This window comes from Enterococcus sp. FDAARGOS_375 (assembly GCF_002393265.1).
GTDB classification, from domain to species: Bacteria; Bacillota; Bacilli; order Lactobacillales; family Enterococcaceae; genus Enterococcus_D; species Enterococcus_D innesii.
The window spans coordinates 624,884-639,642 of the sequence record NZ_CP023515.1; the positions used below are offsets into that span (position 1 = coordinate 624,884).

General features: G+C 43.6%; 14 protein-coding genes. 4 read left to right on the forward strand and 10 right to left on the reverse strand.

Annotation, left to right across the window (positions count from 1 at the left end; all coding sequences use genetic code 11):
• Window positions 1–11 precede the first annotated feature (11 nt).
• From CO692_RS03935 to CO692_RS03970, 8 genes are all read right to left on the reverse strand, one after another.
• Window positions 12–899, reverse strand: a complete 888-nt coding sequence (locus CO692_RS03935; protein WP_096741605.1) for a MurR/RpiR family transcriptional regulator — start codon at window positions 897–899, stop codon at window positions 12–14.
• A 127-nt stretch (window positions 900–1,026) separates the two neighbouring features.
• Complete coding sequence (locus tag CO692_RS03940; protein WP_096741606.1) at window positions 1,027–2,205, reverse strand: MFS transporter; 1,179 nt, start codon at window positions 2,203–2,205, stop codon at window positions 1,027–1,029.
• Between the two features lie 286 nt (window positions 2,206–2,491).
• Window positions 2,492–4,249: a 1-deoxy-D-xylulose-5-phosphate synthase gene (locus tag CO692_RS03945; protein ID WP_096741607.1), complete on the reverse strand. Its 1,758-nt coding sequence runs from the start codon at window positions 4,247–4,249 to the stop codon at window positions 2,492–2,494.
• Between the two features lie 442 nt (window positions 4,250–4,691).
• Window positions 4,692–5,765 carry an ABC transporter substrate-binding protein gene (locus CO692_RS03950; RefSeq protein ID WP_074933293.1) on the reverse strand — a complete coding sequence of 358 codons (1,074 nt, stop codon included), beginning with the start codon at window positions 5,763–5,765 and terminating at the stop codon, window positions 4,692–4,694.
• Window positions 5,762–6,598, reverse strand: a complete 837-nt coding sequence (locus CO692_RS03955; RefSeq protein ID WP_005228535.1) for an ABC transporter permease — start codon at window positions 6,596–6,598, stop codon at window positions 5,762–5,764. Before CO692_RS03955 ends, CO692_RS03950 begins: the two co-directional genes overlap by 4 nt.
• A complete protein-coding gene (locus CO692_RS03960; RefSeq protein WP_005234157.1) occupies window positions 6,595–7,404 on the reverse strand; it encodes an ABC transporter permease in 810 nt (269 codons plus the stop codon). Before CO692_RS03960 ends, CO692_RS03955 begins: the two co-directional genes overlap by 4 nt.
• 12 nt (window positions 7,405–7,416) lie before the next feature.
• Entirely contained in the window at window positions 7,417–8,505 is a 1,089-nt protein-coding gene (locus CO692_RS03965; RefSeq protein WP_077451918.1) for an ABC transporter ATP-binding protein, read from the reverse strand.
• Window positions 8,506–8,521: 16 nt separating this feature from the next.
• Window positions 8,522–9,064 carry a helix-turn-helix domain-containing protein gene (locus tag CO692_RS03970; RefSeq protein WP_015510239.1) on the reverse strand — a complete coding sequence of 181 codons (543 nt, stop codon included), beginning with the start codon at window positions 9,062–9,064 and terminating at the stop codon, window positions 8,522–8,524.
• A 387-nt stretch (window positions 9,065–9,451) separates the two neighbouring features.
• On the opposite strand from CO692_RS03970, the gene CO692_RS03975 reads away from it, so the two are divergent.
• Genes CO692_RS03975 through CO692_RS03990 form a run of 4 tightly spaced genes read left to right on the forward strand, consistent with a single transcriptional unit; the run spans window position 9,452 to window position 12,424 of the window.
• Window positions 9,452–10,441 carry an acryloyl-CoA reductase gene (locus CO692_RS03975; RefSeq protein WP_081117961.1) on the forward strand — a complete coding sequence of 330 codons (990 nt, stop codon included), beginning with the start codon at window positions 9,452–9,454 and terminating at the stop codon, window positions 10,439–10,441.
• Complete coding sequence (gene coaB / locus CO692_RS03980) at window positions 10,438–11,187, forward strand: phosphopantothenate--cysteine ligase (RefSeq protein WP_081117960.1); 750 nt, start codon at window positions 10,438–10,440, stop codon at window positions 11,185–11,187. The genes CO692_RS03975 and coaB overlap by 4 nt, the downstream gene beginning before the upstream one ends.
• Before the next feature lie 32 nt (window positions 11,188–11,219).
• Window positions 11,220–11,777 carry a phosphopantothenoylcysteine decarboxylase gene (gene coaC, locus CO692_RS03985; protein WP_008380717.1) on the forward strand — a complete coding sequence of 186 codons (558 nt, stop codon included), beginning with the start codon at window positions 11,220–11,222 and terminating at the stop codon, window positions 11,775–11,777.
• Window positions 11,778–11,779: 2 nt separating this feature from the next.
• On the forward strand, window positions 11,780–12,424 hold the full coding sequence (locus tag CO692_RS03990; RefSeq protein WP_077451927.1) for an ECF transporter S component: 645 nt from the start codon (window positions 11,780–11,782) through the stop codon (window positions 12,422–12,424).
• A gap of 66 nt (window positions 12,425–12,490) precedes the next feature.
• On the opposite strand, the gene CO692_RS03995 is transcribed toward CO692_RS03990, so the two are convergent.
• Both CO692_RS03995 and murB read right to left on the reverse strand, forming a co-directional pair.
• Window positions 12,491–13,708, reverse strand: a complete 1,218-nt coding sequence (locus CO692_RS03995) for a hypothetical protein (protein ID WP_096741608.1) — start codon at window positions 13,706–13,708, stop codon at window positions 12,491–12,493.
• 117 nt (window positions 13,709–13,825) lie between these two features.
• Window positions 13,826–14,710: a UDP-N-acetylmuramate dehydrogenase gene (gene murB / locus CO692_RS04000; protein ID WP_370447898.1), complete on the reverse strand. Its 885-nt coding sequence runs from the start codon at window positions 14,708–14,710 to the stop codon at window positions 13,826–13,828.
• Between the last annotated feature and the right edge of the window lie 49 nt (window positions 14,711–14,759).

Sequence of the window (14,759 nt, forward strand, 5' to 3'; positions counted from 1 at the left end):
GTGCGGTCCTTTTATTCTTCTGCCATCTCTTTAAACGTCGTTTTTCGGCTCGTCTCTAAAAAACGAGCATTGGTGATTTTCATTTGGATATTTTCCTGATAATCGAGGGAAAAAATCTTAGCAAACAAAACTGTCAAAAGGAATTGAATCGATTCTTCTGTGGAAAAATTTCCGATTTTAGAATACAGTTTTTCTCGGCTAGCAATCGTTAAGACGATCGTCGAATAGTCCCGCAAATAGTTCTCTCCACCACTCGTAATACTGATAATCGGCACACCATTTTTCAACAATGTTTTCACATTTTTCATAGGATACGTTTCTGAATTATTACCAGAATAAGAGATAAGAATGGCACAATCCTGTGGGGTCAGCGTATTAGAAATCAAGCCCGCTTCGTCCGTATCCGCAAGAAAGGCTTTTTTATGGATCGTGTTTAAGTTGCGTTTAAACAGCTGTCCGAAATAAGAATTTGGACTGCGCCCATAGATGACGATGGTTTGAGCTCCATTGATGAGCCGAGCGGCTTGATTCAGGTCTTTCACTGTCATAAGTGAAGCTGTTTCTTTAATCGTCTGTATGCGCAAGTTCGCCAAGTTTTCAATGATTTCTAATGTATCTGCCGCCTCACCAAAAGGAATGTTCACATCGATCGTTGCTGAGCCATCATCAAAATGAGCCAATTCGTGCATGAAGGCATATACAAATTCTTTCCAACCAGAAAAGCCAAAATATTTTGCAAAACGGACCAGCGTCGGCTTGGAAGTATGGGTCAGTTTTGCGATTTCTTCCATGCTATACTCACTAACTTTTTCTCGATTGCTTAATAAAAAGTCACCGATCGTTCGTCTCGCGTCATTTTGTTTAAACGCTGCTTCTTCAATTTTTTGAAAAAGATACATCTGGTTCTCCCCTCTGATTGACGCCGGCAGTTTGTCTAGTGCGCTCAACTCATCATTGTTTCTTTTTATTATAAGCGATGAGAAGGATGAAATGAAGACGGAAAACGAGGATCAAGCTAGCTTTCGCCTATCCTCGTTCAAAATACAGAAAGTATTTATTTCCCAAAAAAGCTAGGACACCAATCAAGCACAACAAGCCCCCTGATAGAATCATCTGCATCCCTGCTGTTTCACTGCCGCTGACTAGTATCAGCAAGCGTGATGCATAAGGGGCTAACGTGACCCCTAAATTGTAAGCAACGATCGAGACGACCGTGCCAAACTTAGCTTCCGCTTCACCACCAGTCGTCAGTAAGTGGGTGAAAAAAGGCATGATGCTGCGAAAGGCAAAGCCTAATAATAAAGAACAACCCAAGAGTAGCCCCACCGTCTGCAAGGGATAGGTCAAATAGATGCTGCTTCCTGCAAGCAATGCCGCAATGGGCAGCAACCAGCGATGTAAGCGACTGTATATCAAGCCAAAGGCATTGCCGGCGATAAATGCCCCCGTCGCAATGGCGGCAATCATGTTACTGCCTTCGGTGGCGTCCCCGATTCCTTTTTCCAACAACAACGGTGTGATCTGTAAATTGTAATTGATAAACAAGACAACGATTAGAAACAAGAGCACACCCAAAACGAATGATCGCTGTTTCCGTTCTTTTGAAACCGTGACGTTCGCCAATAACGTCTCATTAGTCACAGCCTGTGTTTCGTTGGGAATAAATAGCTGGACAAAGAAGAGACTGATCAGGGCAAAGCCATAAACCAAGAAGGACATTTCCCAACTAATCTTCACTAGCTGTCCTACGAGCAAAGTCATAAAGATACCACCTAAACCACCGACGGCACTTTCTAATCCAAGAGCTTTGGCTTTCTTTTGCGGCTCATTTTGAAACAGCAAACTAATCATTTGAATCGCCAAACGATTGAATAAGCCGATCCCGAAGCCAAGAATCCCTCGAGAAAGAAACAAGACGGGAAAGCTCCCCTGATACCATGCCGGCAGCGTGCCAAAAATCGCCACAATGACCAATCCGGTGACCATCGTGTATTTTTTGCCGATCCTTTTTTCGATCATGCTAGTAGTAAAAATCCCCAGCAAAAGAAACAATGACGGAATCGTGGTCAGTAACCCAATGTAGACCGCATCAACTTCTGGAAAGCTTGCCGCAATCGCTGGGACATTGGCAGAAATCGCCGGTGCCGAATAGACGACCATTGCCACCGACAACAGTGCCAACAACTTCATAGAAAAAAATTTCATAAATACCCCTTTCCTTAAAAACACCTTTTCTTCCTTGTCTCTGAACCCAATAGTCCAAGATGACAAGTGATCCTTTCACTACCTTATTATTCGCTAGATTATCCTCGTTGACCAATGCTTAACGCGCTTGGGCTTTATGCTTGAAAAGCATTGGTCTTCTGTATTTTGCTGCAAATCATCACCGATTGTTTGCGAAAAAACCTTGCAGTCTGTTTTTCTGCAAGGTTTCCTTCGATCATTCATTTTTTAACAATCATATCAGCTACACAAGACACCCTAAGAGAACTTATTTCTGCAGCTGTTCTATGACATCTTTCGTAATTTCCTCAGCAGTGATACCAAGTTCAGATAAAACGTCTGCTGCCCGGTAATTATCATAAAATTTCTTTTCTAAGCCATAGTTTTTGACGGCAATCTCACGATCACCCAGGTAGCTGGCAATCATTTGTCCATAGCCACCCTCTCGTATACCATCTTCCAACGTGACAACGAGTTTGTGCGATCGTGCCACAGCATCCAACAACTCTTTGTCGACCCCTGAAATAAACTTAGGATTGATCACCGTTGGCGTAATTCCATGTTGCATCTTCAATTGATCTGCGATCTCTTCCGCTAGCGCATAAAAGTTCCCAACACCGACGATGGCTACCTGCGTGCCAGCTTGAGTCACTTCATTTTTTTGATCGCTATAGTCAGTAGAGACTGCTACTGCCGTTTCGTTGACAGGTCCAACCGGTACCCGGATCGCAACTGGTGCGTTGGTTTGTTCCAGCGACCAATCCAACATTGCCAGATATTCTTCTTTAGAGGTTGGCGCAAGATAAATAAGGTTGGGAATATGTGCCAAAAATGGAATATCAAAAATTCCCAAATGGCTCTCGTCATTCATGCCGTGAATCGATGCACCATATACCAAAATCGTTCCAGGCAGATGATTTAAGGACAAATCATGGGAAATTTGATCAAAACTACGTTGCATAAAGGTAGAAAAAACGGCCCAGACAGGTTTTGCTCCATTTTTTGCTAACCCAGCAACCATCGATACCGCATGTTCTTCTGCAATACCCACATCTACAAATTGTTTGCCTGCTTTTTCTCTTTGTTCCGGAGAAAAAAGCAGCATCGGTGTACCAGCGTTTACTGCCACGACTTTAGGATCTGTCGCCATTTTTTCTAATAAATAATCCGTCGTTAAGCTGTTGTAGGTTACTTGATTGCCGCCAGCAGAAATATATTCGCCGGTTTCTAAACTAAAGGGACCGCCTGCATGAAACTTTTCACGATTTTCTTCCGCAAACTTGAAGCCTTTGCCTTTGATCGTATGAATGTGTAATAAAACAGGATGATCAACATCTTTCACTTTTTCAAATAAAGCGATCAAGGCAGCGAGGTCATTTCCTTCATCTAAATAATGGTACTCAAAACCAATCGCTTTGAACAGATTGTCTGCTGCTTGCCCCTTGGTTTCCCGCAATGCCCGCAAATTCTGGTACATCCCTCCATGGTTTTCTGCAATCGATTGGTCATTGTCGTTGAGGATCACGATAGTATTGGTGCCTAATTCCACGATATTGTTCAAGCCTTCAAACGCTAAGCCACCTGATAGAGAACCATCGCCAATCACGGCAACGACATTATACGTTTCATTTTTTAGGTCACGGGCTTTCGCCACACCATTTGCTAACGAAACTGAGGTGGAGGTATGACCGACCGTAAAGAGATCGTGCTCGCTTTCTTTCGGATTCGTGTAACCAGAAACCGCATCATACTGCGCAGCATCAAGAAAGGCATGGGCGCGTCCCGTCAACATTTTATGGATATAGGTCTGATGAGACACATCAAAAATCAGCTTATCTGTGGGAGAATCAAAGACTTTATGCAACGCGATCGTCATCTCAACCATCCCCAGATTGGGGCCATTATGCCCCCCATGGTGACTGATTTTTTCCAATAAAGCAGTTCGTGCTTCTACTACCAGTTCTTGAAGTTGCCCACTGGTCAATTCTTTTAACTCTTTGGGGCTTTTGATTTTTTCTAATAACATGTACGTACCTCCTGTAGAAATGTTTGAATGGTTCGTGTGTTTACTCACAAGGAAAAAGACACGAAGTCGAAATGAGTGGATCGTTTTCTAGAATGAAAAAAAGCGGCAATCGGAGCTAGACGCTCTTTTTAGAATTCCTATCAAACCGAGAAATAGCAAGTTATCCTAAAGGGAAATCGTGATTTTTCTGAGTTTCAACAATCGCTGCTCATTTCTTCTATCTAAAAAGATACCACCTAGAGTTAACTTTAGGTCAAGTGGTTTTTGAAACATTTTGAACAAAACGAGGTTGATTTTTCCTAATTATTGAAACAATTGCAGGTTTATTCTCTATAAATTTTCTTTTCTAATACATATTCCTAGAGGTTCATTTGATATGTCATAGTAAATTATAAAAAACTGCCATTAAACAGGATCCATTCCCTGCTTAATGGCAGTTTGCTTACTTCCGATACATCTTCAATTCCAAGAACAAATCATTATAGATGCCCAGATACTCAGCACCTAAGTTTTCATAGACTTCGAGGTGTTCCATCAATTCATCGGATGGGTAGAATTGTTCGTCTTCGGTGATCTCGTCTGGCAGTAATGCCATGGCTGCTTGGTTTGGTGTGGAATAGCCGATGTATTCTGCGTTTTGTGCAGCGTTCTCGGGTTCCAGCATAAAGTTCAAGAATGCATAAGCGCCGGCTTCGTTTTGTGAGGTCTTAGGAATGACCATGTTATCGAACCACAGGTTGGAGCCTTCCGAAGGGATCACGTAATGAATGTGCTCATTTTCGTACATCATGTCGGCTGCTTCCCCAGAAAATGTAACCGCAACCGATGCTTCTTCATTGGCCATGTACATCTTGATTTCATCTGCGACGATGGCTTTGATGTTTGGAGTCATTGTCCGCAGCTTATTGAATGCCTCTTGCAGCTGATCGTCGTCTTTGCTGTTTAGAGAATAGCCTAAGCTGTCCAAACCTAATCCCATTACTTCACGCGCGCCATCGATCAGCATGATGCTATTTGCTAATTCGGGTTTCCAAAGATCGTCCCATTGGGTGATCTCACCTTCATCAAAGAATTTATCGTTATAGACGATCCCCAGTGTTCCCCAGAAATAAGGGATCGAATATTGATTGCCAGGATCAAAACTCAAGTCTAAAAAGCGAGGGTCGATATTGTCTAACCCTTTGATTTTACTGTGATCCAATGGTTTTAAAAGATTTTGTTCCATCATTTTCTCAATCATGTATTCACTCGGTATGGCGATGTCATAAGACGTACCGCCTTGTTGGATCTTCGTGAACATCGCTTCATTTGAATCAAAGGTTTCATAATTGACTTTGTAGCCTGTCTCTTCTTCAAACTTACTGATCAAATCAGGGTCGATGTAGTCGCCCCAGTTGTAGATGTTGACGACCTCAGCGCCTGCCATACCAGAGGAGCGTTCCAATTCACGGACACCAAAGAGCAAGATCAGGACGATCGCAACAATACCGATAATCAGAGATTGTAGTCGTTTCATCGCAGATTTGCCACCTCCACACGGCGGTTTTTACGCAATTTCTTCGCGCCGTTTTCTTTACTGATAAAGTAATAGCCTACCACCAGGATCATGGAGAATAAGAAGACAAGTGTACTTAATGCATTGATTTCTAAACTGATTCCTTGACGTGCTCTAGAATAGATCTCTACCGATAAGGTACTAAAGCCATTGCCTGTCACAAAGAATGTCACGGCAAAATCATCGAGTGAATAAGTAAATGCCATGAAATAGCCGGCGATGATGCCCGGTGTCAAGAAAGGCAAAATGATATTTTTAATGACTTGAAAATTATTCGCGCCTAAATCACGGGCAGCATCGATCATTGAATCGTTCATCTCTTGCAATTTCGGCAAGACCATCAAGACCACGATCGGGATACTAAAGGCGATATGCGAAAGCAATACGCTGAAAAAGCCTAAGCTAAACCCACGGAACAAGTTGCCGATCATCGTAAAGAAAATCAAGAAGCTGGCACCAATGATGACATCTGGTGAAACCAACAAAATATTATTTAAACTCAACAATGCCGTTCTCGTTCGACGTTTGCGGGTATAGTAGATGCCCATCGCACCAAATGTGCCGATGATCGTTGCCAGTAATGCTGATAAAAATGCCAGCATAAAGGTGTTCAACACGATGATCATCAAGCGGGTATCTTGAAAGACGGATTGGTAATGTTCAAAAGTGAAACCCGTAAAAGCATTCATGGTGCCTCCTTCATTGAAGGAATAGAAAATCAAATAAAAGATCGGCACGTACAAAAGAATAAAGACGACGATCAGATAAAGATTCGACCAGCGAAATTTTTTCATTTACGTTGCCCTCCTTTTTTCTTTTCTCCCGTAAACAACATCACGAGGAACATGGCGATGATCAAAATGACGCCGATGGTCGACCCCATGCCCCAGTTTTGGGTAACGAGAAAATGCTGCTCGATCGCCGTACCAAGCGTGATCACGCGATTGCCCCCAATCAAACGGGTCAACATGAAGAGGGAGAGCGACGGAATGAAGACGGCTTGGACGCCGCTTTTCACACCGTTTAACGACAGAGGGAAAATCACTCGTCGAAACGTATCATAGCTGTTTGCCCCTAAATCGCGACTGGCACTGATCAAAGAGGGATTCATTTCTTCTAAGGCATTAAAAATCGGCATGATCATAAAGGGTAGTTCGATATAGACGGCAACCGTCAAAAAGCTGAAGTCGGTAAACAAAATCTGCTTTGGTCCAACACCCATGATTTCTAGGAAGTTGTTGACACTGCCATGAATGCCGAAAATCCCAATAAACGCATAGGCTTTTAACAATAAGTTGACCCACGTCGGTAAGATGATCAGCAGCAGCCACAAGTCTTTGTGACGTAGCTTAGTTAAGAAGTAGGCTGTCGGGTAGCTGATCACTAAGGTAATCAAGGTGATCAAAAAGGCATACCAAACCGAGTTTAAGGTCATGATCAAATATTTGCCAGAACCTAAGTAGCTTTGATAATTGACCAGCGAAAAGTTGCCGTTCATATCAAAAAAGGATTGGTAGATGATCAATAAGACTGGTGCAATAACAAATAGCAATAACCAAAAGACATAGGGTATCGCATAAAAACGACGCATTTTCGTCATTAGCTTTCCCTCCTAATCTTCGTAGCTCTCTAAACGAGCATCAAAATCTTCTTCGGACTCATTGAAACGCATGACGTGGATATCTTCTGGTTCAAAGGAAAGCCCGATCTTGCTTCCTTCAGTAGCTTTTCTTGTAGAGTGAACCATCCATTCGTTGCCTTGTTCGTCATAACAAATGATCTCGTAATGCACGCCTCGGAACAATTGCGTGTCTACTTCAACGACCAGCTTGCCATTTTCCGCCGTCGTCAAATTCAAATCTTCTGGACGGATCACGATCTCAACGGCTTCATTCGGCCGCATCCCGCCATCGACACATTCAAATTGCTTGCCGACAAACTCCACTAAGTTGTCTTCGATCATCGTGCCTGTGACGATGTTGCTTTCACCGACAAAATCCGCCACGAAATGGTTGATTGGTTCATCGTAGATATCCACTGGTGTGCCGCTTTGGACGATCTTCCCTTTGTTCATAACGAAAATCTCATCACTCATGGCCAACGCTTCTTCTTGGTCATGGGTGACAAAAATAAAGGTGATGCCTAGTCGCTGCTGCAATTCCCGCAGCTCGTATTGCATGTCAGTTCGCAATTTCAAGTCCAATGCGGACAATGGTTCATCAAGAAGCAATACTTTGGGTTCATTGACGATCGCTCGTGCGATTGCGACCCGTTGGCGTTGACCTCCTGACATTTCGCTGATTTCACGATTCTCGTAACCAGGAAGTTGTACTAACCGTAACGCTTCTAAGACTTTTCTATTCACTTCATCTTTTGGTAATTTTTTGATTCGCAGACCAAATGCCACATTTTCAAAAACGTTCATATGTGGGAATAAGGCATAATCTTGAAAGACAGTATTCACTTGCCGTTGATTGGCAGGAACGTCATTGATTCTTTGTCCATCAAAATAAACGTCGCCTTCTGTTGCGTCCGAAAAACCCGCAATGATACGTAAAATAGTTGTTTTTCCACAACCTGAAGGACCTAACAATGTATAAAAGCGACCTTCTTCAATATCAAAACTCACTTTTTTCAAAACTGTTTCATCATCATCAAATCGCTTCACCACATTGTTGAATGAAATTATTGTTTTTCCCACACTCTTTCCTCCTGTACTATAAATAAGAATCCGTCACGACTACGAGCACACGGCTTTTTTTGCCGGCGATATTTTTTAATTGATGCGGCTCAGTCGCCTGATAATAAATCGATTGGCCTTTACGAGCCTTGTACTGCGTTTCTCCAAGTGTCAACGCCACACTGCCCTCTAAGACATAGATAAATGTTTCTGCTAACGATGGTTCAAAGGTCTTGTATTCGCCCGCTTTATCAAAAGTCAGCAAGACGGGCTCCATTTCTTTTTCATTGGAATCGGGAATCAGCCACTTCAATTCATATCCATTTTCTTCATCATAATAAAGCGTGCTGTCTTCTTCGCGATAAACCACTTGATGCTGCGCATTTTCTTCTCGGAAAAATTCCTCTGGTGTCACGCCTAAAACTTCTAAGATCGTAAAAAAAGTTTCCATAGAAGGCGAACTCAAATCACGTTCCAACTGTGAGATATAGCCTTTCGTCAAATCGGTCCGCTCGCCTAATTCTTCTTGGGTCAAATTCTTTTGAACGCGCAAATTGCGCAGCTTCTCGCCAATCTCCATGTTCATTCCCCCTTTTATTGACACAACTGCAAGTAAAAAAAGTTTGCTATAAGTAAACTTCATGTTTAATTTCACTTTTTCTAGTATACAAATAATTGCAAAAAACACAAGCCTTTTTTCTGCATTTCTTTGAATTCTTTTCTTACTGATCAAAAAAAGGAGTGACGCTAAACGCTTATGCTATAAAGGAAAGGATTGGCGATCCCGTCATTTTCGCTTTTCACAGGTTTAAAAGAACAACTTCTATTTTAACGAAGAAAAGGTAGATTTAATAATGATCTGTTTTTACTGATTTTTTGATAAGAAGCCCTGCCTTTTCTTGCTTCACTGGTTAAAAAAATAAAACTTATGGTATTATGAGTACAAACCATCAAAGGAGTGTCTGAAATGACGAATTTCTCTACCTTTCGTGTCATGAATGAACCAAATTTTACTGCTTCACTCACAACTGCAACCCTTGACGAGCTGCCAGCAGGCGATGTGCTTGTCCGTGTTGATTACTCAGATGTCAATTACAAAGATGCCTTGGCAGCAAAAGAAAATGGCGGCGTGATCCGTACGTATCCGATGACGCCGGGAATCGATTTAGCAGGGGAAGTCGTGGACAGTCAGTCTGCTGATTTTGCCCCAGGCGACCAAGTCTTAGTGACAGGTTATGGCTTAGGGGTTTCTCACCCAGGCGGTTACAGTCAATTTCAACGGGTCCCAGCCGAGTGGCTCGTGAAACGTTCTGCTGGTTTTTCAGCAAAAGACAGTATGACCTATGGCACGGCTGGGTTCACAGCAGCTTTAGCGGTGCAAGAATTAGAACAGCTGCACTTAGCAAAAGATGCTGCTATTTTGGTGACAGGTGCGAGCGGTGGCGTCGGCAGTGTCAGCATTGCTTTATTGAAAAAACTGGGCTATACAAATATAGTGGCGCTATCTCGGAAAACCGATGCGCAGTGGTTGTTAGACCTAGGCGCAGCAAAAATCATTAGTCCTGATGACGTGGTACCAGAAAAGTTCAAACCATTAGCAAAACAATCGTTTGCAGCGGTCATCGATACTGTTGGCGGTCCATTGCTTGCGGCAGTGCTTCCGCAAATCGCTTATGGGGGCGGTGCCTTCTTATGCGGCAATGCTGGTGGGATCAAAATCGAAACGACTGTCTTACCTTTTATTTTGCGTGGGATTCGCGTAATTGGGATCGATTCAGTCAATGTTTCCCATGAGATCCGCACGGCATTATGGGAGAAATTAGCGGGTGAGTGGAATGTGATCGATCAGCTTTACACGAAAGCCATCACTTTGGAAGACTTGCCAGAAACGTTGGCAGCTTTATTAGCTGGCACGCACCAGGGACGAACGATCGTTGAGGTGTCACAAGGGCAATGAGAATTTTGATTACGGCTGGCGGTACTTCCGAAAAAATCGATGATGTCCGTGCAATCACGAATCATTCCACGGGTTCACTTGGTCAAGCCATTGCCAAGGAATGGCTGCAGTCCCCTGAGGTGACCATCGATTACGTTACGACGAAAACTGCCAAGCAACCGCCGACCGATCCACGAGTTACCTGTCATTTCATTGAAGGGACCACGGACTTGTTGGCGCAATTGACCGATTTATTGACGACCCATTCGTATGCTGCCGTGATCCACAGTATGGCAGTTAGTGATTTTACCCCTGCTGCTCATTTTTCAGAAGCAGCCTTTTATGAAGCAATCAACGATGCCCTACCGACTTATGACAACCAGGTCACTCCGGCATTGATGGCACACGTGCTCGCACAATCTGAAGCAACGGCAGGCAAAGTTTCTTCCAATACTGATCATTTATTTTTAGTGTTGAAGAAAACCCCGAAAGTGATCCAAACCATCAAAGCATTACAGCCGACAACCTTATTAGTCGGATTCAAATTATTAGTAGACGTCGCAGAAGACGAGTTGTTTGCGGTCGCACGAAAAAGTTTACTGGCTAGCCAAGCGGACTATGTGTTGGCCAACGACTTGACGCAAATTTCAGGAAACCAGCATGTTGGCCACCTTTTGACACAAGAAGGACAAATCGGGACTGGTCGCACAAAAGCTGAGATTGCAACCTTGATCGTTGACACATTACGCAATGACCTGCGTGCTTAGCTAGATGTTTTTTTAGAAAAGGAGAAAGAATCATGAAACAAAAACACGTTCTGCTTGGCGTCAGCGGCAGTATCTCTGCATACAAAGCAGCCGACCTGACCAATGAATTAACCAAAAAGGGCTATGCAGTGGATGTCTTAATGACTCAAAATAGCACACAATTTATTACGCCTTTGACGTTACAGTCATTATCCAAACGCCCGATCCATGTGGATGTTATGCAAGAGCGCCAACCAGATCGGATCAACCATATTGAACTAGCCAAACAAGCCGATCTTTTCTTGCTCGCCCCAGCCAGTGCCAACAGTATTGGCAAGCTGGCGCATGGTTTAGCCGATGATTTGATCTCAACAGTTGCCTTAGCGTTGCCGTTATCCGTGCCCCGCTTGATTGCACCAGCCATGAATACCGTCATGTACGAAAACCCGATTGTTCAAAGAAATTTGGGGATTTTGAAAGAAGTCGGCTTCCAAGAGATTGAACCCCGTGAAGCGTTACTGGCTTGCGGTGATTTCGGCAGAGGCGCATTAGCAGCAACAGAAACGATTCTTGAAAAAGCATTGACTGCTTTGGAAGTACGGAGTGTCTAACAATGAAAAAAATATCAACTTTTGAACTTGTCTTAACAGCTTTCTTTTTAGGAATCTTGATTCTTTTAGCATCGGTACCCTTTCTTGGGTTTATTCCCTTAGGACCAATCAATGCGACAACGATGCACATTCCTGTCATCATTGCTTCCATTGTATTGGGCCCTCGGATCGGCGGCTTTTTAGGCGGCGCCTTTGGGATCATCAGTATGGTGCGTTCGACGTGGATCATCACCCCGCTTTCTTTTGTCTTCTCTCCTTTCGTACCGATTTATGGGAGTGATCAAGGAAGCTGGAAAGCGATCCTCGTAGCGCTGATTCCCCGTATTTTGATTGGTGTCGTTCCTTACTTTGTTTATAAGGGCTGTCAAAAAATCTGGAAAAACAAACAGCAAAGTCTTTCACTACTAATTGCTGGTGTTGCCGGAGGCTTGACGAATACGATCCTGGTAATGAACTTGATCTACTTCTTGTTCCAGCAAGAATATGCAGAGGTTGTGGGAAAAGCCGGCAATGCTGTTTATGCAGCGATTTTGGGTGTGATCTTCGCCCAAGGCGTGCCTGAAGCCATTGTAGCGGGAATCGCCACGATGGCAGTTGGAAGCGTCCTTTTGCGCTTAGTCATGAACCGCAAAAAAAATCGTATCTAAAAAAATAGCGACCGCCCAAAGTTAGCTTTTTGGCTAACTTAGGCGGTCGCTTCCCTTTTGAGTGACTCATAGACTTTGCACTTGGAGTGCTTCGACAAGCTCTTGATACTGCTCTTGGGTCAAGTACTCTTCATAAAATGTCAGATAATCATCGATATCTGCTTGGGTCAAATAAGGCAGCTCTTGCTTGATTTGCAGCAGCAATTCTTCAAACTCCTCATCCGTCAGCATATAAGAAGACCAATCATCGGCTTCATCATAGCTATCCCAGTACTCATCATCATAATCATTTTCATCCCCATCGTCATAGCTGTCATCCCAGCCATAATCATAGGGAGTAAACAATTCTTCTGGGTCAATCAATTCTTCCGCTGTGGGAATCGCAACCGCAGTATCACTTTTCTTCCCTGTAAAAGTCACCGTGGCTCCGATAGTGGTTTGCAGCTCATCTGCTTGCACGAAGTGAAAAGCCATTTTCTGCTGATTCGTTTTCGTATTGACGGTCATAGCTAAGTCAAACTGCTCGACTTCTTCCAGCAGCGCTTCTAATTCGGCGACTTGATTTTGATCGGCGCCGTGTTCTTGAGCATAGGTTGCATAATCTGCCAATTCTTCTTTGGTAAACGTGTGGCTGATCGTATCTCCATCTCTTTTGAAAGCATCCGGTTCAAAGGTTTTCAAATAGTCTGCAAATGTCTCATTATGAAAAAGACTGTTCATGGTAAAGAGGTTTTCAGGCGCTTTTTCTGCTTCGGTCGTCCCCTCGTCGTCCTCTGCAAAAGTTCCTTCGCCAAAGTAAGAATCTAAGGTTTCTTGATCTATGCGCAGGTATTTGCCCTCATATTCCCCAGCGTCTGGTTTAGTTCCATAACTGTCATCACCAAATGCGCTGATATACCCTTGCAGTGTTTCATAGATTTCAGCTGACACATATGCTCCTTGTTTTTCTGGATCGACGATCAGCTTGATCGGCAGCTCCTGACCACCATAAGCGACTGCCAGATTGAGTAAAATCGCTTTGGTTTCTTTGTCTTGGACGAAGTCCCCTTTAAATGACGAGCCGACTAACTGTGACATCAACATAGAGGCATACCTATCGGCTTCTTGACCGTATTCGCTGCTATTGCCCATCTCAAACGTATCGATCGTCGCTTGGAATTCACCAGCATTCGCTGCTTGCTGATTCGTCAACTGTTCGGCAAACTGTTCTTGCGGTAATTTCGTACAACCGCCGAAAAGAAAGGCGAACCCAACAAACAAAATGACGCTTCCCCACTTTTTCATCCTGCTCACTCCTTTTCGTTTATTGTACCGAAGACTGCGAAAGCTTACAATCCTAAGCTCTTTTTTATCAGCTCTCATGAAAAAAAGATTGCCCCTCGGGACAATCTTTTCGCTAATCTATTCTTCGCCGATGATTCGGACTTCTGTTTCTAAGGTGACATCAAAGGTTTCTTTGATGACTTGTTGGATATGAGCGATCAGTTCAACGTAATCCGTGGCTGTTGCTTGATCGACATTCACGATAAAGCCCGCATGTTTTTCCGAAATTTGGGCTCCGCCCCATTTCAATCCTTGTAAGCCTGCATCTTGGATCAGCTTGCCGGTAAAATGACCGACTGGACGTTTGAAGACACTCCCACAAGAGGGGTATTCTAGCGGTTGCTTCAATTGCCGCAATTCTGTCAGTTCATCCATCCGCTTTTTGATTTGCTCTTGATCGCCTTTTGCTAAATCAAAACGACTACTCAAAATGATCATCTTTTGCTCTTGCAATTTGCTATGACGATAAGCAAATTCCATTTCTTCCTTGGTATAAGTCACGATTTGACCATTAGCCAGCAAAACGTCGCAGGACGCAAAGACATCTTGGATCTCGCCATCATAGGCGCCAGCATTCATAAAGACGGCACCGCCGACACTGCCGGGAATCCCGCAGGCAAATTCAAAACCAGTCAACGATTCATGCAAAGCGACATAGGTGGTATCGATCAACTTTGCTCCAGCATCGACGATCAAAGAAGTGCCGTCCACCACGATTTGGTTCATTTCTGATAGCATGATTACCACGCCACGAATACCACCATCACGGACGATCAAGTTGCTGGCATTTCCTAAGACGATCCAAGGAATCGCTTGTTCTCGGCAATAATCAAGCAGCTGTTTAGCCTCTTCCGCTGTTTTGGGAAAAGCCAAAATGTCTGCCGGTCCACCAGTTTTTGTATACGTATAGTTCAATAAGGGTTCATCTTTTAATAAGGCAATTTCAGGGAATTGCGCAATCATCAAGTCTTTATTCACGAGAAGGTTTCCTTTCACAATAAACATCTCACTT